Consider the following 23886-nt stretch of genomic DNA (forward strand, 5'->3'; position numbering starts at 1 on the left):
AACGACAGACGTCAAAGAAGACGGAGAGAAGTGAAATGTCGAAAGCAAAGTTTGAACGTACGAAACCACATGCCAACGTCGGTACTATTGGCCACGTTGACCATGGTAAAACTACTTTGACGGCTGCGATCACCAAATATTATGGTGACTTTAAAGCGTATGACCAAATCGACGCTGCGCCAGAGGAAAAAGCACGTGGTATCACCATCTCAACTGCACACGTTGAGTATGAAACTGATAACCGCCACTACGCCCACGTTGACTGCCCAGGTCACGCTGACTACGTCAAAAACATGATCACTGGTGCTGCTCAAATGGACGGCGCTATTCTTGTGGTGAACGCAGCAGACGGCCCAATGCCACAGACACGTGAGCACATTCTTCTTGCTCGCCAGGTTGGTGTTCCTGCCATCGTTGTTTACCTCAACAAGGTTGACCAAGTTGATGACGAAGAGCTGTTGGAACTCGTTGAAATGGAAGTTCGCGAACTTCTTTCTTCTTACGACTTCCCAGGCGATGATATTCCGATCGTAAAAGGTTCTGCACTTGCAGCTGTCGAGGGTCGTGACCCTGAAATTGGCGAAGAATCAATCAAAGCGCTTATGGCTGCTGTTGATGATTATATCCCAACGCCTGAGCGTCCAGTTGATCTTCCGTTCCTTCTACCAATCGAAGACGTGTTCTCGATTTCTGGTCGTGGTACGGTTGTTACGGGCCGGGTTGAGCGCGGCGTTGTAAATGTTGGTGACGAACTCGAAATCATCGGCATCAAAGACACCAAGAAAACAACTTGTACTGGTGTTGAAATGTTCCGCAAATTGCTTGATCGCGGAGAGGCTGGCGACAACGTTGGTGTTCTTCTTCGTGGTATCGAGCGTGAGGGTGTTGAGCGTGGTCAGGTTCTCTGCAAGCCAGGTTCAGTAACGCCGCACACTAAATTCGTAGCTGAGGCATACATTCTCACAAAAGAAGAGGGTGGTCGTCACACACCATTCTTCACAAACTACCGTCCACAATTCTATTTCCGTACGACTGACGTGACCGGTGTTGTTACGCTCAAAGAAGGCACGGAAATGGTTATGCCGGGCGACAATGTTGAAGTGAATGTTGAGCTTATCGTTCCGATCGCTATGGAAGATAAACTTCGCTTCGCGATCCGCGAAGGTGGCCGCACAGTTGGTGCAGGCATCGTCGCGAAGATCGTTGAGTAACCTGTAAGATAACCGGCGCGGGCCGTCGAAAATACGGCCCGCGTTTTCGACTCATAAAGTAATGAACCAGAATTTCACGAAAAGCGAAGCGTAGAACCATGCAACAGAATATCCGCATTAGGCTCAAGGCGTTTGATCATCGCGTGCTCGACGCTTCGACGTTGGAAATCGTCAACACGGCGAAACGCACCGGCGCGAACGTACGCGGACCAATTCCGCTGCCGACACGTATCGAACGTTATACCGTTAACCGGTCTCCACACATTGATAAGAAGAGCCGCGAGCAATTCGAGATGCGTACACACAAACGTATGCTCGATATCGTCGATCCGACGCCGCAAACGGTTGACGCGCTTATGAAACTCGACCTCTCGGCTGGTGTCGATGTCGAAATCAAGTTGGGCGCTTAAGGAACATTTGAAATGCGCACGGGATTAATTGCAAAAAAGATGGGCATGACCCGCATATTTAATGCGGAAGGTCAACATCTGCCTGTCACAGTGGTGCAGCTCGACGCCTGTCAGGTCGTCAGCCAGCGTACTGAAGAAACAAATGGTTACACTGCGGTGCAACTGGGTGCTGGTGCTAAGAAAGCCAAGCGCGTAAATAAAGCTGAGCGCGGCTACTTCGCGAAAGCGAATGTGGAACCGAAAATGAAGCTCGCTGAGTTCCGCGTGTCTCAGGAAAACCTCGTAGAGGTGGGGGCTGAGCTTTCAGCGGAACACTTCCTGATTGGTCAAAAAGTGGACGTCACTGGCACATCTATCGGTAAAGGTTTTGCCGGTGCGATGAAACGGCATAACTTCGGTGGTCTTCGCGCTACGCACGGTGTTTCAATCTCTCACCGTTCGCATGGTTCGACTGGTCAGTGTCAGGATCCGGGTAAAGTCTTCAAAGGTAAGAAGATGGCCGGTCAAATGGGTGCCACTCGCGTTACTACGCAGAACCTTGAAATCGTCCGTACAGACGCAGATCGCGGCCTCATTCTAATCCGTGGCGCGGTACCTGGTCCAAAGGGCGGTTGGGTTCTGATCAAAGATGCCGTTAAACGCCCATTACCAACAGATGTTCCGATGCCCGCTGGTTTGAAAGAGCTGAAGGTTGACGAAGAAAAAGTTGATAGCCCGACACCAGCGTCTGCTGAAGCCGAAATGGTTGCAGAGGGTGCGCCGGTAGAGAATCCAGAAGAAACGAAGAAAGAAGGGGACGAATAATGAAAACCGACGTCCTCAAAATTGATAGCAGTAAGGCTGGTTCGATCGATCTAGATGATGCGATCTTCGGTCTTGAGCCACGCAAAGATATTTTGCACCGTTGTGTTGTTTATCAACTTGCAAAGCGTCAGCAAGGTACACATCACGCGAAAGAGCGTAATGAGGTTGCCGCGACTTCAAAGAAATTTGGTCGTCAAAAAGGTGGCGGCGGTGCTCGTCACGGTAACCGCGCAGCACCACAGTTTCGTGGTGGTGGTAAGGCCCATGGCCCGCGCCCGCGTAGCCATGCAGTTGACCTGCCTAAAAAGGTTCGTCGCCTTGCGCTTAAACATGCTCTCTCCGCGAAAGTCGCAGACGGTTCTTTGATTATTATCGATGAAGCGAAATTCACCGATACAAAGACAAAGGCGATCGCGGCGGCATTTGAGAAGCTGAATATTGGTAATGCGTTGATCCTTGATTCAAGCATTGATGAAAAATTCGGCCTTGCAGCGCGTAACTTGCCCGGAGTTGATCTGCTTCCTGTTGTTGGTGCGAATGTTTACGACATTTTGCGCAAAGAGAAGCTTGTTCTGACCAAGGCAGCAGTAGAAGGCCTGGAGGCGCGTCTCAAATGAGCAAGAAACCAGAAACTGGAGCCGTTGAGGCCCACTACAATACGCTGATTGCTCCTGTGATCACTGAGAAGTCGACGATTGCTGCTGAACACAACCAGGTTGTATTTCAGACGCCAATCACGGCAACAAAACCAGAGATTAAAGAAGCGGTTGAAGCTCTGTTCAAAGTAAAGGTGAAAGCCGTCAATACTTTGCGCGTTAAGGGCAAAACCAAACAGTTCCGCGGGCGTGGTTACACGCGCTCTACAGTGAAAAAAGCGGTCGTGACTCTCGAAGAAGGTCACTCGATCGACGTGACGACCGGACTTTAAGGCGGGTAAGACCAATGGCATTGAAAAAATTCAATCCGACGACTCCGAGCCGCCGCCAGCTTGTGCTGGTGGATCGCAGCGAACTTTGGAAGGGTAAACCCGTCAAGTCGCTGACTGAAGGCCTATCGGAGAGCGCCGGGCGCAACAACACAGGACGCATCACAATGCGTCGTCGTGGTGGTGGCGCGAAAAAGACGTATCGCATCATCGACTTCAAACGTCGTAAGTTTGATATCGAGGCGAAGGTTGAACGTTTGGAATACGATCCAAACCGTACAGCTTTCATCGCGTTGATTAAATATCTTGATGGCGAACAGTCATACATTCTCGCTCCACAGCGTCTTAAGCAAGGCGATAAAATTATCGCCGGCGCTAAAGTCGACGTGAAGCCTGGCAATGCGATGCCATTGAAATCGATCCCTGTCGGGACGATTGTGCACAATGTTGAAATGAAGCCAGGCAAGGGCGGTCAGATTGCTCGTTCAGCTGGTGCATATGTTCAACTTGTGGGTCGTGACAGCGGTATGGCGCAGGTTCGCCTTCAATCGGGCGAAGTTCGCTTGATCCCAGGTGAGTGCCTTGCCACGGTTGGGGCGGTTTCAAACCCTGACCACATGAACCAGTCTATCGGTAAAGCCGGACGTAACCGTCATAAGGGCAAACGACCATCCGTTCGCGGTGTTGTTATGAACCCTGTTGATCACCCGCATGGTGGTGGTGAAGGTCGTACGTCAGGTGGCCGTCACCCGGTTACGCCTTGGGGTAAGCCGACCAAAGGTGCAAAAACCCGCAAGAACAAGACTTCTGACAAACTCATTCTGCGCTCGCGTCACGCGCGCAAGAAGAAATAATAGGCCGGAGTAAACGACATGCCACGTTCAGTCTGGAAAGGCCCGTTCATCGATCGGTATCTTCTGAAAAAAGCAGAAGAGAGCCAGGACGGAAAACACAAAGGCGGGGTCAAAACCTGGTCACGCCGTTCAACCATCCTGCCGCAATTCGTTGGGCTAACATTCAACGTATATAACGGTCAGAAATTTATTCCGGTTCATGTCACCGAAGACATGGTCGGCCACAAATTCGGCGAGTTTTCTCCGACCCGGACTTATTATGGTCACGGTGCGGACAAGAAAGCGAAGAGGAAGTAGTCATGGGGCAGAGTAAAAATCCCCGTCGCGTTAGCGAACAGCAGGCCATGGCTAAGGGCCGTCTGATCCGTACGTCGCCACAGAAGCTAAACCTGGTGGCGCAGCTTATTCGCGGCATGCCAGTGGAAAAAGCGCTTGCGGAATTGACTTTCTCGCACAAACGCGTCGCACAGCACGTCAAGAAGGTTCTTGAAAGCGCGATTGCTAACGCTGAGAACAACCATGATCTCGATATTGATTCGTTGATCGTGGATCAGGCTTTTGTCGGCAAGAATATGGTGATGAAACGTTGGCGTGCTCGCGCCCGTGGTCGTACCGGGAAAATTCTTAAGCCGTTTTCAGAAATCACGATCGTCGTGAAAGAAGTCGAGGAGGCCGCTTAATGGGCCAGAAAGTTAATCCGATTGGCCTTCGTCTCGGTATCAACCGGACATGGGACTCCCGCTGGTTCGCTGGTAAAGCTGCTTATGGCGATCTTCTTCATGAAGATTTGGCTATTCGTAAGTATCTTGAAAAGCGTCTTCAGCAGGCTGGTGTCTCACGGATCATTATTGAGCGCCCACACAAGAAGTGCCGCGTAACAATTTACACTGCGCGTCCTGGCGTTGTGATTGGTAAAAAAGGTGCTGACATCGAGAAGCTTCGTTTAGAGCTTTCTAAGTTGTCTTCATCGGAAACGGTTCTCAACATTGTTGAGATCCGCAAGCCAGAAGTTGACGCTACTCTTGTTGCGGAAAATATTGCGCAACAGTTAGAGCGCCGGGTTGCTTTCCGCCGCGCTATGAAGCGCGCGATGCAAACTGCGCAACGTATGGGTGGCCTTGGTATTCGCGTAAACGTTTCAGGCCGTCTTGGCGGCGCTGAAATCGCGCGTATGGAATGGTATCGCGAAGGTCGCGTGCCGCTTCACACGCTTCGCGCTGATATTGACTACGGCGTTGCAACGGCCCGCACGACTTATGGCTCTATCGGAGTAAAAGTCTGGATCTTTAAGGGCGAGATTATGGAACATGACCCATTGGGTCAGGAAAAACGTTTGATTGAGGCGCAAACCGGCGGTGTCAATCATTCGCGCAAAAACTAATCGCGCGACAGAAGGGATTTGGAGGCGACTGAGCAATGCTGCAGCCGAAAAAAACAAAATACCGCAAACAGTTTAAAGGGCGGATCAAGGGTGTCGCAAAAGGCGGCTCAGACCTTAACTTCGGTTCACACGGCCTTAAAGCTGTGCAGCCGGAACGCGTAACGGCGCGCCAGATCGAAGCGACACGTCGTGCGATCACCCGTGCTATGAAACGTCAAGGTCGGGTATGGATCCGGATTTTCCCCGACGTTCCGGTCACGAAGAAGCCTACCGAAGTCCGTATGGGTAAAGGTAAAGGTTCTGTCGAATTCTGGGCAGCGAAAGTTAAGCCTGGCCGGATCATGTTTGAGATCGATGGCGTTAGTGACGAAGTGGCTCGTGAAGCTCTTCTTCTTGGCGCTGCGAAATTGCCGATCAAGACGCGCATTGTAACGCGCATTGGCGAGTAAAGGACGAATTCGATGAACGCCAGCGAAGCACGCGATATGACAACGGATGAGCTGAAAGACCGTCTTCTTCAGCTCCGCAAAGAACAGTTTAACCTGCGCTTTCAAAAAGCGTCTGGTCAGCTAGAGAAAACAGCGCGTATTGGCGAAGTTCGTCATGATATCGCGCGGATTAAAACCATACTCGGCGAAAAAAGCCGGGCAAACGCTAATTAAAGAGACGCACACATGCCCAAACGCATCCTTCAAGGCGCTGTAGTCAGCGACAAAGGCCAACAGACAGTGGTCGTAAGCGTTGAACGTATGTTCACGCACCCATTGTTCAAAAAGGTTGTTCGTCGTTCGAATCGCTTCCACGCCCATGATGAGAAAAACGAATTCAAGGTGGGAGATCTCGTGCGCATTCAAGAGTGTGCACCGAAATCCAAACTGAAGCGTTGGGAAGTGATCGGGCTCGGCTCGAAAGAATAGGTTAGTTCGATCGGGCAGATGCCAGAGCGAATTTAGAGTTAAACACCGGGCCGAGGGCCCATCAGGAGGATCACCATGATCCAGATGCAATCAAATTTGGACGTAGCCGATAATTCTGGCGCAAAGCGCGTTCAGTGCATCAAAGTGCTTGGCGGCGCGAAACGCAGATATGCGGGCGTGGGCGACATTATTGTTGTCTCCGTGAAAGAAGCTATTCCGCGCGGACGTGTTAAAAAAGGCCAAGTCATGAAGGCTGTTGTTGTTCGCACGGCGAAAGACATTAAACGCAAGGACGGCACGGTTATTCGTTTTGATAACAACGCGGCTGTTCTGATCAATAATAACAAAGAACCAGTTGGCACACGTATTTTTGGCCCAGTGACGCGCGAACTACGCGCTTCCAAGCACATGAAGATCGTGTCGCTCGCGCCGGAGGTGTTGTAATGGCGGCTAAAATTAAAAAGGGCGACAAAGTCATCGTGCTTGCCGGTAAAGACCGTGGCGCAGATGGTGAAGTGATCCAGGTATTGCCTAAAGAAGACCGAGTGATCGTTCGTGGTGTTAACATGATTAAAAAACACCAGCGCCAATCACAGACAGAACAAGGTGGTATCATCTCGCGCGAAGCGTCGATGCATATCTCTAATGTAGCGCTGAAAGATCCATCAACGGGCAAAGCAACCCGCGTTGGATTTCAAGTAGAAGACGGAAAGAAAGTACGCGTCGCGAAAGCGTCGGGTGAGGTCATCGATGGCTGAAGCACAATCATATGAACCGCGTCTAAAGACGCTTTATAATGAGACAATCCGCGGCAAGTTGAACGAGAAGTTTAGCTACGCAAACGCCATGATGACACCTTCTCTTGAGAAGATCGTTATCAACATGGGTGTGGGCGACGCGGTCAACGATCGTAAAGCAGTTGATGCCGCAATTCAGGATCTAACGCTAATTGCTGGTCAAAAACCTGTTGTTACCAAAGCCAAGAAATCCATCGCTGGTTTTAAACTCCGCGAGGGCATGGCTGTCGGTGCCAAGGTGACTTTGCGCAAAGACCGCATGTTCGAATTTCTTGACCGCTTGATCACAATCGCGCTGCCGCGTGTACGTGACTTCCGTGGTTTGAATGCGAAAAGTTTTGACGGCCGTGGCAACTACGCTATGGGCTTGAAAGAGCACATCGTTTTCCCGGAAATCGATTACGACAAAGTCGATAAAATCCGGGGTATGGACATCATTGTTTGTACGACGGCTCAAAATGACGATGAGGCACGTGAACTTCTTCGGGAATTAAACTTCCCGTTCCGTAAATAGAAAAGGCATTAGGCAAGGTCCGCAAAATGCGGAAACCAGCTTGAGAAGGAGATAGAATGGCCAAAAAAGCAATGGTGGAGCGCAATTTGAAGCGCCGCCGCATGGCGAAAAAGTTTGAATCCAAACGCAATCGGTTGAAAGCGATCATTAGTGATCAAGAGCAGCCGGGCGAGGATCGTTTCGTAGCAGCGCTTAAGCTTGCTGAGCTTCCACGGAATTCGTCGAAGACCCGCATTCGCAACCGCTGCCTCGTGACTGGGCGTCCGCGTGGTTACTATCGTAAGCTCAAAATGTCGCGGATTTCACTTCGTGAACTTGGTTCGGCTGGGAAAATTCCTGGTCTTGTGAAGTCCAGCTGGTAAGGGAGCCGGAGAACAATGTCTATTAATGATCCCGTCGGCGATTTGATCACACGGATCCGCAACGCTCAGATGCGTCGTCATTCTACAATGAATGTACCAGCATCTAAATTGCGTGGTTGGGTTCTCGATGTTCTGGAGACAGAGGGCTACATTCGCGGTTATTCTCGCGTAGAGAAAGACGGCGAAAAACCAAGCTTTGACGTCGAATTGAAATATTACGAAGGTTCGCCTGTGATCCAAAAGATCAAGCGCGTTTCAAAGCCGGGCCGCCGAGTTTACTCGTCAGTTCGTGATTTGTCTTCTATTCGTAACGGTCTTGGGATTTCAATTGTCTCAACGCCAAAGGGCGTAATGTCCGACGCAGCCGCACGCGACGCCAATGTTGGCGGCGAAGTGCTCTGCGAAGTTTACTAAGGCCAGGGAGCAGAAAACCATGTCCCGCATCGGTAAAAAAGCGATCCCGGTCCCAGGTGGCGTAACCGTCACCGTTGATGGGCAGACGGTTAAGGCAAAAGGTCCGAAGGGCGAACTTTCGTTCATCGTAACGGATCTATGCACAGTCGCGCTCGAAGAAAACGAAGTTCTGGTCAAGCCAGTGAACGACTCAAAGCCAGCCCGTTCCCAGTGGGGAATGAGCCGCACACAGATCTCTAATATGATCCAAGGCGTGGCAAATGAGTTCACAAAGACACTGGAATTGGTTGGTGTTGGTTACCGCGCACAAATGAAGGGTTCGGCCCTAAGTCTTGCGCTTGGTTATAGCCATGATATCGATTATCCGGCGCCGGACGGTGTTAAGATTACGGTGCCAAAACAGACAGAGATTGTCCTGACGGGTATCGATAAACAAAAGGTTGGACAGGCCGCTGCGGAGATCCGCGCGTTCCGTCCGCCCGAGCCTTACAAAGGCAAAGGCGTGAAATACGCTGATGAATATATCTTCCGTAAAGAAGGTAAGAAGAAGTAACGCTTGGCGGACAAGGAAATCGGGCAATGGCCGATAAGAAAAGAATAAATCTAAATTCGCGGGCGAGCCGCACAAGAGGAAAGATCAAACGCGTATCTACGGATCGCCCACGTCTTTCAGTCTTCCGCTCGTCTAAAAATATCTCTGCGCAAATCATCGACGATGTTGCGGGTAAAACCCTTGCATCAGCATCGACACTTGAGCCGGATATGCGGAAAGAGTTAGGTAAAGGCTCTGACAAGGAAGCAGCAGCAAAGATCGGCAAGGTCTTGGCGGAACGTGCGACCGAAGCTGGAGTCAAGAATGTCGTGTTTGATCGCGGCGGTTATATTTTTCACGGTCGGATTAAAGCGCTTGCGGATGCCGCGCGCGAATCCGGTCTCAATTTTTAGGGAGTAGAACGGCATGGCGCGTGATGAAGGACGCGGTCGCGGTCGCGGCAGAAATGAGCGTGAAGAGCGCGACGAATTCGTCGATAGGCTCGTTGCGATCAATCGTGTTGCGAAAGTGGTCAAGGGCGGTAAAAACTTCGGCTTTGCTGCATTGGTAGTTGTTGGTGACCAAAAAGGTCGCGTTGGCTTTGGTAAGGGTAAAGCCCGCGAGGTGCCTGAGGCGATCCGCAAAGCTACGCAAGAAGCCAAACGTAACCTTGTCCGTGTTCCATTGCGTGAAGGCCGGACACTTCACCATGACGCTTCTGGTCGTTGGGGCGCAGGTAAAGTTGTCCTTCGTTCCGCTCCTCCGGGAACGGGTATTATTGCGGGCGGCCCGATGCGCGCAATTTTCGAAACCCTTGGCGTTCAGGACGTTGTTGCAAAATCACTCGGTTCGTCGAACCCCTATAACATGGTGCGTGCGACTGTTGACGCACTGAAAAACCAAACCAGCCCACGTTCAATGGCGGCGAAACGCGGTAAGAAAGTCTCAGACATTCTTGGTACCCGCGGACGCAATGCCGACGCCGGCGCTGCTGACGCTGCCTAAGGAAATAGATCATGGCGCAGAAGAAAACATTGAAGGTTCGCCAGACCGGCAGCCCAATCCGTCGTCCAGCCGATCAGCGTGCAACGCTTGTTGGTCTTGGGCTGAACAAAATCGGCCGCGAGCGTGAGCTTGAGGATACGCCCTCAGTTCGTGGTATGATCAAAAAAGTGGCCCATCTGGTTGAAATTGTTGGCGAATAGTATATCGACAACTTTTCCGGCCTGATTGCAGGCCATTCATAGGCGAGGCGGCGATTCTTTTAGTTTGAATTGGCCGTCGCAAGTCGAGGACATAACATGAAGCTAAACGAACTTTCCGACAATAAAGGCGCGCGCAAAACTCGTATCCGGGTTGGTCGCGGTATTGGCTCTGGTAAGGGCAAGACCGGTGGACGCGGCGTTAAAGGTCAAAAATCTCGCTCAGGTGTTTCTGGCATCCGTGCATATGAAGGTGGTCAGATGCCACTTTATATGCGTTTGCCAAAGCGTGGCTTTAATAAGCCCAATCGCGCGGCCTATGCGGAAGTAAATATCGGTCGCCTTCAGCAGGCGGTAGACGCGGGCAAGCTTGATGCTGCTAAATCAATTGATGCCGCAGTATTGGTCGAAGCCGGTGTTCTGCGCCGTGCGAAAGACGGTGTTCGTCTTTTGGGCGTTGGCGATCTTAAAGCGAAACTCAACCTTGTCGTTGCTCATGCTTCTGCTGGTGCGAAGGCTGCTGTTGAAAAAGCTGGCGGTACAGTCACGGTTGAGGCTAGCGAAAAAGCTGGCGAATAAGACTTCGGTCTTTTTTGGGGTTGCGGACACAGTCCGCAGCCGCCACATGGCGATTGGGCTTTAACCTTAATTCCTTTTGCCATTGCCAAGGTGCTCTGTTTGGTGCGCCACGGGAATATAAGAGCGGGTGATAGACTGAAATGACATCAGCAGCGGAACAATTCGCCTCTAATATTAATCTTGCTTCTTTTGCCAAGGCAGAAGAGCTGAAGAAGCGTTTGCTGTTTACGCTTGGTGCCCTGATCGTTTATCGCCTGGGCACGTTTGTGCCGATTCCCGGTATTGACCCGGTTGCTTTTAGTTCTGGTTTTCAAAGCCAGCAAGGTGGCCTTCTGGGGACGCTGAATATATTTGCTGGTGGCGCTGTTGAACGTATGGCGATTTTCGCCCTCAACATTATGCCTTACATCTCTGCGTCTATCATTATGCAGCTTATGTCTGCGGTTATTCCTTCGCTTGAAGCCATCAAAAAAGAAGGCGAACAGGGCCGTCGGCAGATCAATCAATATACACGGTATCTAACGGTCTTCCTGGCAACAATGCAGGGCTATTTCATCGCGGTTAGCCTCATGGGCCAGGCGGGTACTGTCACTAATCCGGGTCCTTATTTTCTCGCGACCACAACAATCACGCTGGTTGGCGGTGTAATGTTCCTATTGTGGCTTGGTGAGCAAATTACAGCACGCGGCGTTGGTAACGGTGTGTCGCTTATCATTTTCGCGGGTATCGTAGCTGAGTTGCCACGTGCTATCGCGGGTCTTCTTGATCAGGGGCGTACGGGTGCAGGCATCGGTGGTGGCGCTATTCTTGTGATTGCGGCTTTGGCACTTGGGCTTATCGCCTTTGTGGTCTTTATGGAGCGTTCACAGCGCCGAATTCTTGTTCAATACCCACGTCGGCAAGTTGGTCAGCGCATGACGCAGGGTGAGAAATCGCATCTGCCTCTTAAGCTCAACGTTTCTGGTGTTATTCCGCCAATTTTTGCCTCGTCTCTTTTGCTTCTTCCGGCGACTGCTGCTGGCGCTGTCGGCGAAGGCTCTCCTGATTGGTTACAGAACCTGACATACCTTTTTGCACCGGGTCGACCTAGTTATATTGCGCTCTATGCAGCGCTGATCATCGGCTTTACCTTTATCTACACATCCGTTGTGTTCAATGTTGAAGACGTCGCCGATAACCTAAAGAAGTATGGTGGTTTTGTTCAGGGGTACCGTCCGGGTGCGCGTACCGCTGAGTATCTTGACTTCGTGCTGACACGATTGACGGCAATTGGCGCGCTTTATCTGACTTTTGTGTGTATTCTGCCCGAAGTCCTCAAAGCCAGCTATAGCCAGTCGATCCCGGTATATATAGGCGGTACCTCTCTCTTGATTGTGGTCTCTGTGACCCTCGATACCGTCTCGCAAATCCAGGGGCATCTGGTCGCGCAGCAATATGAGAGTCTGATTAAGAAATCCAAGCTTCGCGGGGGGCGTCGGTGATCGTAATTTTTCTAGGGCCGCCCGGTGCCGGTAAAGGCACGCAGGCAAAGCATATTGTTGAGCGGTACGGTGTTCCGCAGCTTTCGACCGGCGACATGCTGCGTTCAGCAGTTAAGGCTGAGACCGAGGTTGGCCTCAAGGCGAAAGCCGTGATGGATGCTGGGAACCTTGTTTCGGATGAGATTGTAGCGGCGATCATTGAAGAACGGATTGAGGCGGATGATTGCGCTAAGGGCTTTTTGCTTGATGGCTTCCCGCGCACAATTCGCCAGGCAGAGATGCTCGACAGCATTTTGACCAAAAAAGAACGTACGGTTGATGTGGTGATCGAGTTACAGGTGGACGAGGGTGCTCTGATAGAGCGGTTGCGGACACGAATTGAAGAAACAAAAGCGCGGGGCGAAACACCACGTGCTGACGATAATGAAGAAACATTTGCGAAGCGCCTTGGCGTATATCGCGATGAGACGGCTCCACTGATCCCATTTTATGCGGATCAGGGCAAATTGCGCTCAATTGACGGCATGGCACCGGTGAAAACTGTGTCGGCTGAGATCGAAGCAATTCTCGACCCTATCAGTACCGCGAAATAAGTACTGAAAACGGTTGACGGGAAGGGGAACGCGGCTATATCTACGCGCTCTCCGCCTAAAGGAGACTGAGCTCGCTCGGCGCGGCATTTTTTGTGCGCGCCGTCGCGGGCTTCGTTGCTTGGTTATAGGTTCGGTTAACGGCCTGAAAACAAGCGGCGAACAATAAAGATTACGGCCTGCCCGGCCGAGAATGAGGGCGGAGAACGAACGAAAAGGAACTACATCCGTGGCCCGTATTGCAGGTGTCAATATCCCGACGAACAAGCGCGTATCTATCGCGCTCCGCTATATTCACGGCATTGGTCCGGCGAAGGCGAACGAAATTTGTGAAAAAGTTGGCATCGCCTCAGAGCGTCGTGTCAACGAATTATCGGACGCTGAAGTTCTTCAGATCCGTGAAACAATCGATGGCGATTATATGGTTGAGGGTGACCTCCGCCGTGAAGTTGCCGTCAACATCAAGCGTTTGATGGATCAGGGTTGCTATCGCGGTCTGCGCCATCGTCGTGGTTTGCCGGTTCGCGGCCAGCGCACGCATACGAATGCCCGTACGCGCAAAGGCCCGGCAAAGCCGATCGCCGGTAAGAAGAAGTAAGGATAGACCCAGATGGCGAAAGCAGCTGCTCAAACGCGCGTAAAACGTCGTGAACGAAAAAACATTTCGACTGGTGTCGTTCATGTGAATGCGTCGTTCAACAACACCATGATTACCATTAGTGATGAACAAGGAAATGCTATTTCTTGGTCTTCTGCTGGCGGAATGGGATTTAAGGGGTCGCGTAAATCGACACCTTATGCCGCTCAGCTCGCTGCTGAAGATGCTGCGAAAAAAGCGATGGATCATGGGCTACAAACGGTCAGCGTCGAAGTTCGTGGTCCGGGTTCTGGTCGTGAGAGTGCGTTACGCGCGCTTCAATCTGCTGGTCTAACGGTTACGATCATTCGCGATGTTACGCCGATCCCACACAATGGCTGTCGTCCGCGTAAGCGTCGCCGCGTTTAATCACCCTACTGAATAGAGAGCGATCCAAACATGGATTCTATAAACATTCTCGAAAAGAACTGGCTGGAACTCATCCGTCCAACGAAACTTGAAGTTTCGCCGGGCGTTGATGCTAATCGTAAGGCGACTATTACGGCTCAACCGCTTGAGCGTGGTTTTGGCCTTACGCTCGGTAACGGTCTGCGCCGTATCCTGATGTCTTCGCTTCAGGGTGCTGCGGTTACGTCACTACAAATTGATGGCGTGGTCCACGAATTTTCATCAATTCCGGGTGTCCGCGAAGACGTCACTGACATTGTCTTGAACGTGAAACAGCTGGCGATTCGTATGCATGCGGATGGTCCAAAACGCCTTATCCTTAAAAAGGATACACCGGGCGTTGTGACTGCTGCTGATATCGAAGAAACATCGTCTGTTGATATTTTGAACAAAAACCACGTGATTTGTCACCTCGACCAAGGTGCGAATTTGCGTATGGAACTGACGGTCAATACCGGTAAGGGCTATGCGCCGGCCGAGCAAAATCGTCCGGAAGACGCGCCGATTGGCCTCATTCCGATTGATAGTCTTTATTCACCTGTGAACCGTGTTTCTTATCGCGTTGAAAACACACGTGAAGGCCAAGTTCTCGACTATGACAAGCTCGTCATGGAAGTTGAAACGGATGGGTCGCTTTCGCCTGACGATTCTGTCGCGTACGCAGCGCGGATCCTTCAGGACCAGCTTCAGGTCTTCATCAATTTCGATGAACCCACAAAAGATACTGGTACCGATGCACGCGAAGAGCTTCCGTTTAATCCTGCACTTTTGCGCAAGGTTGATGAGCTTGAGCTTTCTGTGCGTTCCGCGAATTGCTTGAAGAACGACAATATCGTTTATATTGGCGATCTTATACAAAAAACCGAAGCCGAAATGCTTCGTACACCGAATTTTGGCCGTAAATCACTGAACGAGATTAAAGAAGTTCTCGCTGGGCTGGGTCTGCATCTTGGAATGGATGTGCCTGACTGGCCCCCAGAGAACATTGAAGAACTCGCGAAGAAATTTGATGAATAAGACTGACGGATCGTCAGCGTAAGGAGAAAAAGCCATGCGACACGGGTTGGCGCAAAGAAAACTAAACCGCACCCATGAGCACCGCAAAGCGATGTTCGCGAACATGGCTTGCGCGCTCATCAAACACGAGCAAATCACAACAACTCTGCCGAAAGCAAAAGAGCTTCGTCCGATTGTTGAAAAGCTGGTGACGATGGCGAAGCACGCGGGCAAAGATAGCGATCGTTCGCTTCATCTGCGTCGTCTGGCGATTGCACGTATCCGCGATAAGGATATGGCGAAAAAGCTGTTCGATACGCTTGGTCCGCGTTATTCCGAACGTGATGGCGGATATATTCGGATCATGAAAGCCGGTTTCCGTTATGGTGATAACGCGCCGCTTGCTGTGATCGAATTTGTTGATCGTGATGAAGACGCAAAAGGTCTGGATTCAGGTCCGGTCATTGCGGTTGATCAGGATGATGACGAATAGGAAATGAGGTGTTCGCTGATGCGAATGCTTGATTGAATTTGGAACGCGCAGGGTGATAAACTCTGCGCGTTCTTTTGTTTGTGGATGCCCATTGTTTGTGGAGGTCTGATCGATGATCCGTATATTAAGTGCTTCATTGGCTGGTTTTGCGTTGTTTCTTTCATCGGCCTGCGCACAGCCTGCGCCTGAGAATCCCGACAAAGCAGCAACAACAGAAGATCTTGACGGTGCGAGTATCACATCATCGCCACGCGCGGTTCCGCAGTCGATGGCGGAAGTAAAATTGTCGTTTGCGCCAGTGGTAGAACGTGCCGCACCGGCAGTCGTCAACATATATTCAAGCCGTGTTGTCAAACAGCGTAGTGCTTTTGCCGGCGATCCGTTTTTCGAGCGGTTCTTTGGCGGCAATATGGATGCCCCTCGGGAGCGCGTACAGAATGCGTTAGGTTCGGGTGTTATCGTTAGCCCGGATGGCGTGGTTGTAACCAACAACCACGTGATTGAGGGAATGACCGAGATTAAGGTCGTGTTGAATGACCGGCGTGAGTACAAAGCAGAAATGGTCCTTGCTGATCCGCAGACTGACCTTGCCGTTCTTCAAATCGATGTTGATGCGCCATTACCATATTTAAGTTTTGCAAACTCGGATTCTATTCAGGTTGGTGATGTCGTTCTCGCCATTGGCAATCCGTTTGGGGTAGGGCAGACTGTTACCAACGGCATTATTTCCGCGTTGGCGCGGACAGCGGTTTCCGTCTCAGATTATCAATTTTTTATTCAAACCGATGCCGCGATTAATCCCGGTAATTCCGGTGGTGCACTGATTGATATTGATGGACGCTTGGTTGGTGTGAATACAGCGATCTATTCTCGCTCCGGCGGCTCTAACGGAATTGGTTTTGCGATCCCATCGCGGCTTGTTCAGCAGGTCATCAAATCGGCAATTAGCGGAAATGCATTGGTGCGGCCATGGCTTGGCGCATCAAGTAGTACGGTGACCGCAGATCTTGCAAAGGCTCTCAAGCTTGACCGCCCGGCGGGGGCAATCGTCGATGATATATGGAAACGCGGGCCTGCGGATCTGGCTGGGATCAAGCCCGGTGATGTGATCATGGAGGTCGACGGCCAACCAGTTTATGATGCTCAAACGCTGCAATACCGGATTGGTGTTACTAATGACGGTGATAAGGCCGATGTCGTTTATGTTCGTAATGGCAAAATGCGAAATGCAACCATAAAACTTAGCCTGCCACCAGAAACGCCGGCTCGCGATACACGAACTCTTGAAGGTCAGCATCCGTTGAGTGGCGTTACTGTCGACAATCTGTCGCCGAGATATAGCGAAGAGCTGGGCCTAGACCCGTTATCGACGGGTGTTGTTGTTACCGAAGTTCAATCCCGGTCATTTGCGGCGCGTCGCGGTTTGCGTCCGGGGCATAAAATCCTTTCCGTTAACGGAACAACAGTAAACACGTCTGCTGAATTAGCACGAGAGATCGAAAAGCCGGAAACGCGCTGGGAGCTTGAAATCGATACTGGCGGGCGGATTGTACCGTGGCGTGTCGGGCGTTAAGCGCGAGAGATCGTCACAGGCAATCACATTTATTCGCAGCCTATTGCGTCGTTGGCTAGCGGTGCGCAATAAGCGAATATGACCACAATTGTGCAGGATACCGACAAACAGGTCAGGGCAAGTTTTAAAGATCTGTTTACACCCAAATTCGTTACCGTTCTTCGGGAGGGGTACGACGGCAAGGCGTTGCGCGCGGATTTGGTTGCTGGTCTAACGGTCGCGATCGTTGCCTTACCCTTATCAATGGCGATTGCCATAGCGTCAGGCGCGTCACCGGCCCAGGGGCTTTATACCGCGGTCATCGGCGGGTTTATAGTCTCGCTATTGGGTGGAAGCCGATTTCAAATCGGCGGTCCTGCTGGTGCATTCATCGTTTTGGTCGCCTCGATAGTCCATCAACATGGGATGGATGGTCTCTTTCTGGCGACAATGATGGCCGGTCTAATGTTGATGACAGTCGGCTTCTTCCGGCTAGGGACCTATATCAAGTTTATTCCGTTTCCAGTGACGGTCGGCTTTACCGTGGGGATCGCGGCGTTGATTTTGACTAGTCAAATCAAAGATCTTTTCGGCTTATCGTTAATCGGCCCCGAGCCACTAGAGTTTATGGAAAAAATACCTGTGCTTTGGGCCGTGCGCGAAAGCGCAAATTTTCCAGCAATTTTTGTTTCTGTGGCAACAATAGGTATGATCGCTGGTCTTCAACGCTTCAAGCCGTCATGGCCAGGAATGTTGATCGCAGTGGTAGGAGGGGCATGTGCTGCGGCGTTCCTTTCTCTACCTATTGAAACCATTGGGTCCAAATTTGGTGGAATTCCTTCGACGCTACCCGTGCCGTCGTTTCCAAGTCTGACTGCCTCGAAAATCATAGAGATTTTACCCAGCGCATTTACACTTGCATTATTGGGTGCAATTGAATCACTGTTGTCAGCGGTTGTGGCGGATGGAATGACCGGGCGACGGCATCGATCAAATTGTGAATTGGTGGCGCAAGGTGTCGCAAACTTTGTTGCACCGATCTTTGGCGGCATCTGTGTGACGGGCACAATCGCAAGAACAGCGACGAATGTTAGGGCCGGTGCGCGTAGCCCTATCGCCGGGATAATGCATGCGCTTTTCATATTGGTGTTCATTGTTGTTGCAGCGCCGCTCGCTTCTTTTATTCCGCTTGCCAGCCTTGCCGGTGTTCTAGTCATGGTCGCGTGGAACATGATCGAGAAGGAAGCTTTTTTGTCATTGTTGAAAGCATCACGCGGCGATGCTGTTGTATTGTTAACGACATTGGGGCTGACCATTTTCCGCGATCTGACCGAAGCCATAGTCATCGGTTTTGCTTTGGGGTCAGTGATGTTCATCCATCGTATGTCTAGCGCGACCCGAATTGCTGCCCACGTTCCGCTGGTGATCGAAGATCGTGCGGATAGTGACGACCGAGATCAAGAACCTTTTGATGCGGTTACCGCGCATGAACCAGACATAGCGGTCTATCGTATTTCCGGGGCATTTTTCTTTGGCGCTGCGGCTTCATTGGGAGCTGCCTTTGACAATATAGTAGAGAAAAAACGAGCGCTGATTATTGATTTCGCTCAGGTGCCATTGGTTGATTCAACAGGTGCAAAGACCCTTGAAAGCCTCGGGCGCAAGGCCGCGCGGAATAATGTTGCGTTCTATATCTGCGCAGCGTCGCAAGAAGTTGAACATGATCTGATCGCGAACGGAATTGAACCTCCACTTATATGCTATGAAAAGGACATCAATGCCGCGGTCGTTGCTGCGCACCAGAAAATAGACACTTCCAGCGCAGCTCTTTAGCGGCGGCCCAAAAGCGGTTATGAATCTATATGTCTGATCTTTTCGCCAGTGCAGGTCTTGAGAAAGAGGCACCGCGTCCGCTCGCGGACCGGCTGCGTCCGGCTAAGTTGAGTGACGTCGTTGGGCAGGATCATTTGCTCGGAGTGGGTGCCCCCCTCCGGCGGATGCTCGATGGTGGTCGGCTTTCCTCATTGATTTTGTGGGGCCCGCCGGGTGTTGGAAAAACCACCATTGCACGGCTATTGGCAGTTGATGCCAAGCTAGAGTTTGAACAGATTTCTGCGATTTTTTCTGGCGTCGCCGATTTACGTAAGGTTTTTGAACGTGCCAAGGCCCGCCGTGCCGCAGGTAAGGGGACCTTGCTTTTTGTGGATGAGATCCATCGTTTTAATAAGGCGCAGCAAGATGGTTTTCTCCCGCATGTTGAAGCTGGGGTGATCACTCTAGTTGGTGCGACAACTGAAAACCCATCGTTTGAATTAAACGCGGCGTTGTTATCACGCGCTCAAGTTTATACGCTCAAGCGGCTTGATGATGACGCGATAGAGAAATTACTGAAACGAGCCGAAGCCGAAGAAGGGCGAGATTTACCGCTTACGGATGAAGCGCGTGAGGTTTTGCGCAATATGGCTGATGGTGATGGCCGGTTTTCGTTGAATCTTGCCGAAGAGGTATTTGCCGAACCTGTCGGGCGCACGCCGATTGAACCCAAAGAACTGGCGTCGATTATTCAACGGCGGGCACCGATCTATGACAAAGGGCAGGAGTCCCATTACAATCTCGCAAGTGCACTTCAAAAATCTATTCGCGGGTCCGATGTGGATGCGGCGCTTTATTGGGCTGCGAGAATGCTGGTGGGCGGTGAAGATCCGCGCTTTATCCTGCGGCGTTTGGTGGTGATCGCGTCGGAGGATATAGGCAATGCTGATCCGCAAGCGCTGCCATTAGCGATTGCCGCAAAAGACTCGTTTGAATTTTTAGGCCAGCCCGAGGGCGAGATCGCAATAGGACAGTTGGTGGCGTATTTGGGCAGCGCGCCAAAATCGAACAGATCCCATATAGCATTTAAACAAGCGAAAGCCGTTGCGCGAGAAACTGGCTCTTTAGCGCCTCCGCCGCACGCCATGAATGCGCCCACAAAGCTCATGAAGTCGCTCGGCTATTCCGAGGGCTATGTTTACGATCACAACACGGAAGATGGTTTCGCAGGGCTGAATTATTTTCCGCCCGATATGTCACGAGAGAAATTCTATGAACCGACGCAATTCGGTTTCGACAAAGAAATTGCAAAGCGGCTGGAATATTGGGAGCGCAAACGTCGTGATAAAGATTGAGCGGCTACGGCAATGACTGTCGATGTTAGTGGGGTTATCACGACGATAGGCAATACAAAGGTGTTGATAATCGCTGTGATCTTTGTGTTGTTGTTTATCGCTGAGCGCGTTGCCGCTGCCGCAAGCCCCCCCATAGGAAGAGAACGGTTGGTCCGGAATTTTGGGCTGATGTTTGTTATCTTGCTGCTATCGCCATTGATCATCACACCGATTACTGCTTTCGGGGCCAATCATCTTTTGTGGACGCGGCCAGATTGGATGATGACCGGCGCATTAGCAGTCGTTGTTATTACTATTGATATTGTTCTGCTTGATCTTTGGACTTATTGGGTCCACCGGCTTTATCATCGTGTCCCGCTGTTTTGGCGGTTACATAGTGTGCATCATCTTGATGAGTTCCTCGATTCCACTAGCGCGTTTCGGTTTCATGTGGGAGAGGTCATTCTGTCGGCATTTTTACGGCTGATCATGATTGTGATTTTAGCACCGTCTTTGGCGACCGTGATTTTTTACGAAACACTATTGGTCTCAACAGCGTTGTTTCATCATTCAAATCTTAGAATGCCGCCGAAATTAGAGCGGGGGCTTGCGTTACTTATCGTCACGCCATCGATCCATTGGGTGCATCATCATGCTACCGTGCCAGATACCAACTCTAATTTCGCGGCTGTGTTTAGCCTGTGGGACCGGCTGTTTACTTCAAAAAGTGACACAATGCGGGACCGGAACATGAAAATTGGTCTTGAATCCATTGAAGACAAACCGTTTTTCAGGCTAATCCTCATGCCGTTTCAGAGGAAAGAGCGATGAACGGATATATCTGGCTGGCGGTTGCCGCGGGTGGTGCAATCGGTGCCATGCTACGTCATGGCGTGTCGCGTCTATCGCTGCACCTATTGGGGCCGAATTTCCCCTGGGGGACGCTGAGCGTTAATGTTATTGGCTCTTTTGCCATGGGCCTTGTTATTGTTTGGCTTAGCAGCCGCGAACCGCAGAGTCCTGCTGTTCGGGCGTTTTTGACAGTCGGACTTTTAGGTGCCTTTACAACATTCTCAACGTTCTCACTTGATGTCGTGACGCTCTATCGTGATCGCACATTGATGATCGCGGGGATATATTTAACCGCTTCGGTGTTGCTTTCCATATTGGGTTTGCTTGCCGGACTGGCGTTAGGAAGACAGCTTACATGAGTGGTGTACAGATAAAGACGGTCAAGGAAGACGAAGTTGGCATGCGCCTCGACCGTTGGTTCAAGACGCATTTTCCGGAACTGCGCCACGGTGATCTGGAAAAGTGCCTCCGTAAAGGGCAAATTCGCGTGGCGGGTGGCCGGGTCAAAGCAAACCGACGTTTAGAGATCGGCGAAGAAATTCGCGTACCGCCACTACAAAACGAACCGCGTCCATCAAAGCCAAGTCAGTTTAGGCCAGAAGATGCAAGCGCAGTCCGCGACATGATCATTTTTGAAGATGATGCGATGCTGGCGATCAACAAACCTTTTGGTTTGGCGGTACAAGGCGGTACCAACACGAAGCGACATCTCGACGGAATGCTTGCATCCCTTGAAAAGGATGGTGAACGGCCACGCCTTGTTCACCGTCTCGACAAAGACACCGGCGGATTGATGTTGTTGGCTAAAACCAGGCAAGCGGCCCAGCGCCTCGGTGATGCATTCAAAGCGCACGATATCGAAAAGACCTATTGGGCGCTTGCTGCGGGTGCCCCGCGTCCGCGCCAAGGCACGATTGATATGCCGATTGCAAAACGAATGATCCGCATTGGCGAAGGCGAGGAAGAACGGGTTGTTCCCGCAGATGGCGAGGGCGCAAAGAAAGCGATTACCGATTATCAAACGATTGATGAGGCGGGCTACAATGTTGCTTTTTTGGCGATGCGGCCGGTTACGGGGCGAACCCATCAACTAAGGGTACACGCAGCGGCCATCGGTTCACCGATTATCGGTGATGGAAAATATGGCGGCACGCGTGCAAGTCTTGAAGGGGTTTCGACAAACCTCCACCTTTTTTGTCGGACAATGACATTTCCGCATCCTAAAAACCGCCGAAAGATGACGTTAACCGCATCGCTTTCTGGGCATATGTTAGAAACGTGGAAGTTCTTTACGTTTGATGCCAATGCAAAATGCGAATGGCCAGAGGATATCCGGTGAAGTCAGAACCTGTTTTGCCCAAGCGATTTTATGAAGCGGTTTCGGTTGAACCGGCTGACGATCGGTTTGCTATCTTGCTCGACGGACGAAGTGCAAAAACCGCCGGCGGTAATATACTCTCAGCCCCGACAAAAGGGCTGGCAGATGAAGTCGCTGAGGAATGGAACACGCAAGAAAGCCATATTGATCGCAAGACGATGCGCCTTACGGGCATTTTGTCTGCGGCGATTGATGGCGATGAAGATGGGCGCCATGAATGGATAGATGAAATCGTTAGTTACCTTGGGTCGGACTTGGTTTGTTATCGTGCCGATGTGCCCGAGGCATTGAATACTGCTCAGAGTGAATGCTGGGACCCCTATATAGATTTTATACGGAATGAATTTGGCGCGATGCTGGTTACCACCACGGGGATCGTCGCTATCGGTCAACCCGATGCATCGATCCAATCGATACGTCGCGCATTAGAGGCTGAGACATCTGAGCGGTTATTTGCACTACAGATTGCGACCGCTATTTCTGGATCAGCAGTGCTCGCACTCGCTTTATGGAGAGGCTTTGTTGCACCCACGGAAATTTTTGATGCGTCACGTGTGGATGAGCATTTCCAAGAAACGCGTTGGGGCATTGATGATGAGGCCAAGGCGCGCGAAGAGCATCTGAAAAAAGATTTTTTGACGACCGCGAAATTTCTCTCGTTGCTCTGATTACATATCCAGAGTTTCACCGCGATTAATGGCGCGAAAGCGCATCAACTCATCATCGGTTAAAATCGTGTCGTTGTTTTCGTCCATTGAATCAAAATCGAGTAGGTATTCACGGATATAATCTTGCAGGCTTAAGGTCTCAGCCGCACCGGCCATGAATGAGAATTTTGACAACGCGTAAGCTTCGGTTTGAATTCGTGCAGCATCCGGATCAATTTCTTCTAAAAACGCATCATATTGGCGTTGGCGGGCTATTTCGTCGTTCGGTGCTCCCGATTGGCGAATTTCATTATTACGCCAACTATCCACGAGATCCGCAAATTCTTGCGCCGATAATTCGCCATTCCGATCAATATCGGCGATAGCAAAATCGAGTTTGGCCTCTTCAAAGGCTTCTGTGCGCGTTAGCGCTTCGCCGTCAAACGATGTCCGGAGACGTTCAACGGTTGAGCGGCCAGCCTCGGTTTCGTGATAGGGTTCATCGCGGCTGTAAGTAACGGTTCGTTTGTCGGTCTCAATGACCTCGCCGTTCAAGCTGCGTTTCAAGGTTATTGTCTGTTGTAACTGTTGGCTGCTGTTTAGGGAGTCCGCTATTTCATCCGGATTTTGTTCTGCAGTTGTTTTATCGCTATCGGATAGGCTGGACTGTTCTTTGGTCTCAGCCACTGGATCTTTTGCCGATGCAGATGTTGCTAGCACTAACCCCGCTACGCTCAAAAGTATGCGATTCCAAAGCTTTACTGCCATATTACTGCTTCCTCTTACCGTCTCAACGATACCATA

Annotated in this window: 36 protein-coding genes; 35 read left to right on the forward strand and 1 reads right to left on the reverse strand. The window is 51.0% G+C overall.

Annotation, left to right across the window (positions count from 1 at the left end; all coding sequences use genetic code 11):
- Positions 1-35 precede the first annotated feature (35 nt).
- The 35 genes from tuf to ABFZ84_RS10725 all read left to right on the forward strand — a co-directional run bounded on the left by tuf (position 36) and on the right by ABFZ84_RS10725 (position 23103).
- Positions 36-1211 (forward strand): elongation factor Tu, encoded by a 1176-nt coding sequence (gene tuf / locus ABFZ84_RS10555; RefSeq protein WP_369313983.1) that lies wholly within the window; start codon positions 36-38, stop codon positions 1209-1211.
- Between the two features lie 98 nt (positions 1212-1309).
- Positions 1310-1621, forward strand: a complete 312-nt coding sequence (gene rpsJ, locus ABFZ84_RS10560) for a 30S ribosomal protein S10 (RefSeq protein WP_369313984.1) — start codon at positions 1310-1312, stop codon at positions 1619-1621.
- A 12-nt stretch (positions 1622-1633) separates the two neighbouring features.
- Positions 1634-2425 carry a 50S ribosomal protein L3 gene (gene rplC, locus ABFZ84_RS10565; RefSeq protein ID WP_369313985.1) on the forward strand — a complete coding sequence of 264 codons (792 nt, stop codon included), beginning with the start codon at positions 1634-1636 and terminating at the stop codon, positions 2423-2425.
- Positions 2425-3042 (forward strand): 50S ribosomal protein L4, encoded by a 618-nt coding sequence (rplD, locus tag ABFZ84_RS10570; protein ID WP_369313986.1) that lies wholly within the window; start codon positions 2425-2427, stop codon positions 3040-3042. Before rplC ends, rplD begins: the two co-directional genes overlap by 1 nt.
- Positions 3039-3353: a 50S ribosomal protein L23 gene (locus ABFZ84_RS10575; RefSeq protein WP_369313987.1), complete on the forward strand. Its 315-nt coding sequence runs from the start codon at positions 3039-3041 to the stop codon at positions 3351-3353. The genes rplD and ABFZ84_RS10575 overlap by 4 nt, the downstream gene beginning before the upstream one ends.
- 14 nt (positions 3354-3367) lie before the next feature.
- A complete protein-coding gene (rplB, locus tag ABFZ84_RS10580) occupies positions 3368-4204 on the forward strand; it encodes a 50S ribosomal protein L2 (protein ID WP_369313988.1) in 837 nt (278 codons plus the stop codon).
- An 18-nt stretch (positions 4205-4222) separates the two neighbouring features.
- Positions 4223-4501: a 30S ribosomal protein S19 gene (gene rpsS, locus ABFZ84_RS10585; protein WP_369313989.1), complete on the forward strand. Its 279-nt coding sequence runs from the start codon at positions 4223-4225 to the stop codon at positions 4499-4501.
- A 2-nt stretch (positions 4502-4503) separates the two neighbouring features.
- Positions 4504-4884 (forward strand): 50S ribosomal protein L22, encoded by a 381-nt coding sequence (gene rplV / locus ABFZ84_RS10590; protein ID WP_369313990.1) that lies wholly within the window; start codon positions 4504-4506, stop codon positions 4882-4884.
- Entirely contained in the window at positions 4884-5585 is a 702-nt protein-coding gene (rpsC, locus tag ABFZ84_RS10595) for a 30S ribosomal protein S3 (protein WP_369313991.1), read from the forward strand. Before rplV ends, rpsC begins: the two co-directional genes overlap by 1 nt.
- 35 nt (positions 5586-5620) lie before the next feature.
- Positions 5621-6034 carry a 50S ribosomal protein L16 gene (rplP, locus tag ABFZ84_RS10600; protein WP_369313992.1) on the forward strand — a complete coding sequence of 138 codons (414 nt, stop codon included), beginning with the start codon at positions 5621-5623 and terminating at the stop codon, positions 6032-6034.
- Positions 6035-6046: 12 nt separating this feature from the next.
- Entirely contained in the window at positions 6047-6247 is a 201-nt protein-coding gene (gene rpmC, locus ABFZ84_RS10605; RefSeq protein WP_369313993.1) for a 50S ribosomal protein L29, read from the forward strand.
- Positions 6248-6259: 12 nt separating this feature from the next.
- Positions 6260-6502 carry a 30S ribosomal protein S17 gene (gene rpsQ, locus ABFZ84_RS10610; RefSeq protein WP_369313994.1) on the forward strand — a complete coding sequence of 81 codons (243 nt, stop codon included), beginning with the start codon at positions 6260-6262 and terminating at the stop codon, positions 6500-6502.
- A 75-nt stretch (positions 6503-6577) separates the two neighbouring features.
- A complete protein-coding gene (gene rplN, locus ABFZ84_RS10615) occupies positions 6578-6946 on the forward strand; it encodes a 50S ribosomal protein L14 (RefSeq protein WP_369313995.1) in 369 nt (122 codons plus the stop codon).
- Entirely contained in the window at positions 6946-7260 is a 315-nt protein-coding gene (gene rplX / locus ABFZ84_RS10620) for a 50S ribosomal protein L24 (protein WP_369313996.1), read from the forward strand. The genes rplN and rplX overlap by 1 nt, the downstream gene beginning before the upstream one ends.
- The gene (rplE, locus tag ABFZ84_RS10625; RefSeq protein ID WP_369313997.1) at positions 7253-7813 is read left to right on the forward strand and encodes a 50S ribosomal protein L5; all 561 of its coding nucleotides are present in this window, start codon (positions 7253-7255) and stop codon (positions 7811-7813) included. The genes rplX and rplE overlap by 8 nt, the downstream gene beginning before the upstream one ends.
- A 56-nt stretch (positions 7814-7869) precedes the next feature.
- Positions 7870-8175, forward strand: coding sequence for a 30S ribosomal protein S14 (gene rpsN, locus ABFZ84_RS10630; protein WP_369313998.1), 306 nt, complete (start codon positions 7870-7872; stop codon positions 8173-8175).
- A 15-nt stretch (positions 8176-8190) separates the two neighbouring features.
- Positions 8191-8589, forward strand: coding sequence for a 30S ribosomal protein S8 (gene rpsH / locus ABFZ84_RS10635; protein ID WP_369313999.1), 399 nt, complete (start codon positions 8191-8193; stop codon positions 8587-8589).
- Between the two features lie 19 nt (positions 8590-8608).
- Complete coding sequence (rplF, locus tag ABFZ84_RS10640) at positions 8609-9142, forward strand: 50S ribosomal protein L6 (RefSeq protein ID WP_369314000.1); 534 nt, start codon at positions 8609-8611, stop codon at positions 9140-9142.
- Between the two features lie 26 nt (positions 9143-9168).
- Entirely contained in the window at positions 9169-9534 is a 366-nt protein-coding gene (gene rplR / locus ABFZ84_RS10645) for a 50S ribosomal protein L18 (protein ID WP_369314001.1), read from the forward strand.
- A gap of 13 nt (positions 9535-9547) precedes the next feature.
- Positions 9548-10126, forward strand: coding sequence for a 30S ribosomal protein S5 (gene rpsE / locus ABFZ84_RS10650; RefSeq protein ID WP_369314002.1), 579 nt, complete (start codon positions 9548-9550; stop codon positions 10124-10126).
- Between the two features lie 11 nt (positions 10127-10137).
- Positions 10138-10326 carry a 50S ribosomal protein L30 gene (rpmD, locus tag ABFZ84_RS10655; RefSeq protein WP_369314003.1) on the forward strand — a complete coding sequence of 63 codons (189 nt, stop codon included), beginning with the start codon at positions 10138-10140 and terminating at the stop codon, positions 10324-10326.
- Positions 10327-10422: 96 nt separating this feature from the next.
- Complete coding sequence (gene rplO, locus ABFZ84_RS10660; protein ID WP_369314004.1) at positions 10423-10902, forward strand: 50S ribosomal protein L15; 480 nt, start codon at positions 10423-10425, stop codon at positions 10900-10902.
- A gap of 140 nt (positions 10903-11042) precedes the next feature.
- Positions 11043-12383, forward strand: coding sequence for a preprotein translocase subunit SecY (gene secY, locus ABFZ84_RS10665; protein ID WP_369314005.1), 1341 nt, complete (start codon positions 11043-11045; stop codon positions 12381-12383).
- Positions 12380-12976, forward strand: coding sequence for an adenylate kinase (locus ABFZ84_RS10670; protein ID WP_369314006.1), 597 nt, complete (start codon positions 12380-12382; stop codon positions 12974-12976). Before secY ends, ABFZ84_RS10670 begins: the two co-directional genes overlap by 4 nt.
- Before the next feature lie 226 nt (positions 12977-13202).
- On the forward strand, positions 13203-13571 hold the full coding sequence (rpsM, locus tag ABFZ84_RS10675; protein ID WP_369314007.1) for a 30S ribosomal protein S13: 369 nt from the start codon (positions 13203-13205) through the stop codon (positions 13569-13571).
- A gap of 12 nt (positions 13572-13583) precedes the next feature.
- Positions 13584-13979 carry a 30S ribosomal protein S11 gene (gene rpsK, locus ABFZ84_RS10680; protein ID WP_369314008.1) on the forward strand — a complete coding sequence of 132 codons (396 nt, stop codon included), beginning with the start codon at positions 13584-13586 and terminating at the stop codon, positions 13977-13979.
- A gap of 45 nt (positions 13980-14024) precedes the next feature.
- Complete coding sequence (locus tag ABFZ84_RS10685) at positions 14025-15035, forward strand: DNA-directed RNA polymerase subunit alpha (RefSeq protein WP_369314574.1); 1011 nt, start codon at positions 14025-14027, stop codon at positions 15033-15035.
- Between the two features lie 34 nt (positions 15036-15069).
- On the forward strand, positions 15070-15507 hold the full coding sequence (gene rplQ, locus ABFZ84_RS10690; protein ID WP_369314009.1) for a 50S ribosomal protein L17: 438 nt from the start codon (positions 15070-15072) through the stop codon (positions 15505-15507).
- Between the two features lie 112 nt (positions 15508-15619).
- A complete protein-coding gene (locus tag ABFZ84_RS10695; RefSeq protein ID WP_369314010.1) occupies positions 15620-17080 on the forward strand; it encodes a DegQ family serine endoprotease in 1461 nt (486 codons plus the stop codon).
- 78 nt (positions 17081-17158) lie between these two features.
- On the forward strand, positions 17159-18892 hold the full coding sequence (locus ABFZ84_RS10700) for a SulP family inorganic anion transporter (protein WP_369314011.1): 1734 nt from the start codon (positions 17159-17161) through the stop codon (positions 18890-18892).
- Positions 18893-18921: 29 nt separating this feature from the next.
- Entirely contained in the window at positions 18922-20226 is a 1305-nt protein-coding gene (locus ABFZ84_RS10705) for a replication-associated recombination protein A (RefSeq protein ID WP_369314012.1), read from the forward strand.
- A 12-nt stretch (positions 20227-20238) separates the two neighbouring features.
- The gene (locus ABFZ84_RS10710; protein WP_369314013.1) at positions 20239-21036 is read left to right on the forward strand and encodes a sterol desaturase family protein; all 798 of its coding nucleotides are present in this window, start codon (positions 20239-20241) and stop codon (positions 21034-21036) included.
- Positions 21033-21416: a fluoride efflux transporter CrcB gene (gene crcB, locus ABFZ84_RS10715; RefSeq protein WP_369314014.1), complete on the forward strand. Its 384-nt coding sequence runs from the start codon at positions 21033-21035 to the stop codon at positions 21414-21416. The genes ABFZ84_RS10710 and crcB overlap by 4 nt, the downstream gene beginning before the upstream one ends.
- Complete coding sequence (locus ABFZ84_RS10720) at positions 21413-22396, forward strand: RluA family pseudouridine synthase (protein ID WP_369314015.1); 984 nt, start codon at positions 21413-21415, stop codon at positions 22394-22396. The genes crcB and ABFZ84_RS10720 overlap by 4 nt, the downstream gene beginning before the upstream one ends.
- A complete protein-coding gene (locus tag ABFZ84_RS10725; RefSeq protein ID WP_369314016.1) occupies positions 22393-23103 on the forward strand; it encodes an ATP12 family chaperone protein in 711 nt (236 codons plus the stop codon). The genes ABFZ84_RS10720 and ABFZ84_RS10725 overlap by 4 nt, the downstream gene beginning before the upstream one ends.
- Here the strand turns inward: ABFZ84_RS10725 and ABFZ84_RS10730 are convergent, their stop codons facing one another.
- Positions 23104-23850, reverse strand: coding sequence for a hypothetical protein (locus ABFZ84_RS10730; RefSeq protein ID WP_369314017.1), 747 nt, complete (start codon positions 23848-23850; stop codon positions 23104-23106).
- Positions 23851-23886 lie beyond the last annotated feature (36 nt).

Origin of the sequence: Hyphococcus lacteus (assembly GCF_041058985.1) — a bacterium.
In the GTDB taxonomy this organism is placed as follows: Bacteria; Pseudomonadota; Alphaproteobacteria; order Caulobacterales; family Parvularculaceae; genus Hyphococcus; species Hyphococcus lacteus.

Bases quoted from the DNA above. Each gene is read 5' to 3' on its own strand.
- rpsQ (WP_369313994.1), top strand. From the start codon at position 6,260: ATGCCCAAACGCATCCTTCAAGGCGCTGTAGTCAGCGACAAAGGCCAA.
- secY (WP_369314005.1), top strand. From the start codon at position 11,043: ATGACATCAGCAGCGGAACAATTCGCCTCTAATATTAATCTTGCTTCT.
- rpsC (WP_369313991.1), top strand. From the start codon at position 4,884: ATGGGCCAGAAAGTTAATCCGATTGGCCTTCGTCTCGGTATCAACCGG.
- rplC (WP_369313985.1), top strand. From the start codon at position 1,634: ATGCGCACGGGATTAATTGCAAAAAAGATGGGCATGACCCGCATATTT.
- ABFZ84_RS10700 (WP_369314011.1), top strand. From the start codon at position 17,159: ATGACCACAATTGTGCAGGATACCGACAAACAGGTCAGGGCAAGTTTT.
- ABFZ84_RS10695 (WP_369314010.1), top strand. From the start codon at position 15,620: ATGATCCGTATATTAAGTGCTTCATTGGCTGGTTTTGCGTTGTTTCTT.
- ABFZ84_RS10710 (WP_369314013.1), top strand. From the start codon at position 20,239: ATGACTGTCGATGTTAGTGGGGTTATCACGACGATAGGCAATACAAAG.
- ABFZ84_RS10720 (WP_369314015.1), top strand. From the start codon at position 21,413: ATGAGTGGTGTACAGATAAAGACGGTCAAGGAAGACGAAGTTGGCATG.
- rpsH (WP_369313999.1), top strand. From the start codon at position 8,191: ATGTCTATTAATGATCCCGTCGGCGATTTGATCACACGGATCCGCAAC.
- ABFZ84_RS10705 (WP_369314012.1), top strand. From the start codon at position 18,922: ATGTCTGATCTTTTCGCCAGTGCAGGTCTTGAGAAAGAGGCACCGCGT.
- rpsE (WP_369314002.1), top strand. From the start codon at position 9,548: ATGGCGCGTGATGAAGGACGCGGTCGCGGTCGCGGCAGAAATGAGCGT.
- rplN (WP_369313995.1), top strand. From the start codon at position 6,578: ATGATCCAGATGCAATCAAATTTGGACGTAGCCGATAATTCTGGCGCA.
- rpsN (WP_369313998.1), top strand. From the start codon at position 7,870: ATGGCCAAAAAAGCAATGGTGGAGCGCAATTTGAAGCGCCGCCGCATG.
- rpmC (WP_369313993.1), top strand. From the start codon at position 6,047: ATGAACGCCAGCGAAGCACGCGATATGACAACGGATGAGCTGAAAGAC.
- rpsK (WP_369314008.1), top strand. From the start codon at position 13,584: ATGGCGAAAGCAGCTGCTCAAACGCGCGTAAAACGTCGTGAACGAAAA.
- rplP (WP_369313992.1), top strand. From the start codon at position 5,621: ATGCTGCAGCCGAAAAAAACAAAATACCGCAAACAGTTTAAAGGGCGG.
- rplR (WP_369314001.1), top strand. From the start codon at position 9,169: ATGGCCGATAAGAAAAGAATAAATCTAAATTCGCGGGCGAGCCGCACA.
- tuf (WP_369313983.1), top strand. From the start codon at position 36: ATGTCGAAAGCAAAGTTTGAACGTACGAAACCACATGCCAACGTCGGT.
- rpsS (WP_369313989.1), top strand. From the start codon at position 4,223: ATGCCACGTTCAGTCTGGAAAGGCCCGTTCATCGATCGGTATCTTCTG.
- rplO (WP_369314004.1), top strand. From the start codon at position 10,423: ATGAAGCTAAACGAACTTTCCGACAATAAAGGCGCGCGCAAAACTCGT.
- rplF (WP_369314000.1), top strand. From the start codon at position 8,609: ATGTCCCGCATCGGTAAAAAAGCGATCCCGGTCCCAGGTGGCGTAACC.
- rplV (WP_369313990.1), top strand. From the start codon at position 4,504: ATGGGGCAGAGTAAAAATCCCCGTCGCGTTAGCGAACAGCAGGCCATG.
- crcB (WP_369314014.1), top strand. From the start codon at position 21,033: ATGAACGGATATATCTGGCTGGCGGTTGCCGCGGGTGGTGCAATCGGT.
- ABFZ84_RS10730 (WP_369314017.1), bottom strand. From the start codon at position 23,850: ATGGCAGTAAAGCTTTGGAATCGCATACTTTTGAGCGTAGCGGGGTTA.
- rplX (WP_369313996.1), top strand. From the start codon at position 6,946: ATGGCGGCTAAAATTAAAAAGGGCGACAAAGTCATCGTGCTTGCCGGT.
- rpmD (WP_369314003.1), top strand. From the start codon at position 10,138: ATGGCGCAGAAGAAAACATTGAAGGTTCGCCAGACCGGCAGCCCAATC.
- rpsJ (WP_369313984.1), top strand. From the start codon at position 1,310: ATGCAACAGAATATCCGCATTAGGCTCAAGGCGTTTGATCATCGCGTG.
- rplE (WP_369313997.1), top strand. From the start codon at position 7,253: ATGGCTGAAGCACAATCATATGAACCGCGTCTAAAGACGCTTTATAAT.
- rplQ (WP_369314009.1), top strand. From the start codon at position 15,070: ATGCGACACGGGTTGGCGCAAAGAAAACTAAACCGCACCCATGAGCAC.
- ABFZ84_RS10575 (WP_369313987.1), top strand. From the start codon at position 3,039: ATGAGCAAGAAACCAGAAACTGGAGCCGTTGAGGCCCACTACAATACG.
- rplD (WP_369313986.1), top strand. From the start codon at position 2,425: ATGAAAACCGACGTCCTCAAAATTGATAGCAGTAAGGCTGGTTCGATC.
- rplB (WP_369313988.1), top strand. From the start codon at position 3,368: ATGGCATTGAAAAAATTCAATCCGACGACTCCGAGCCGCCGCCAGCTT.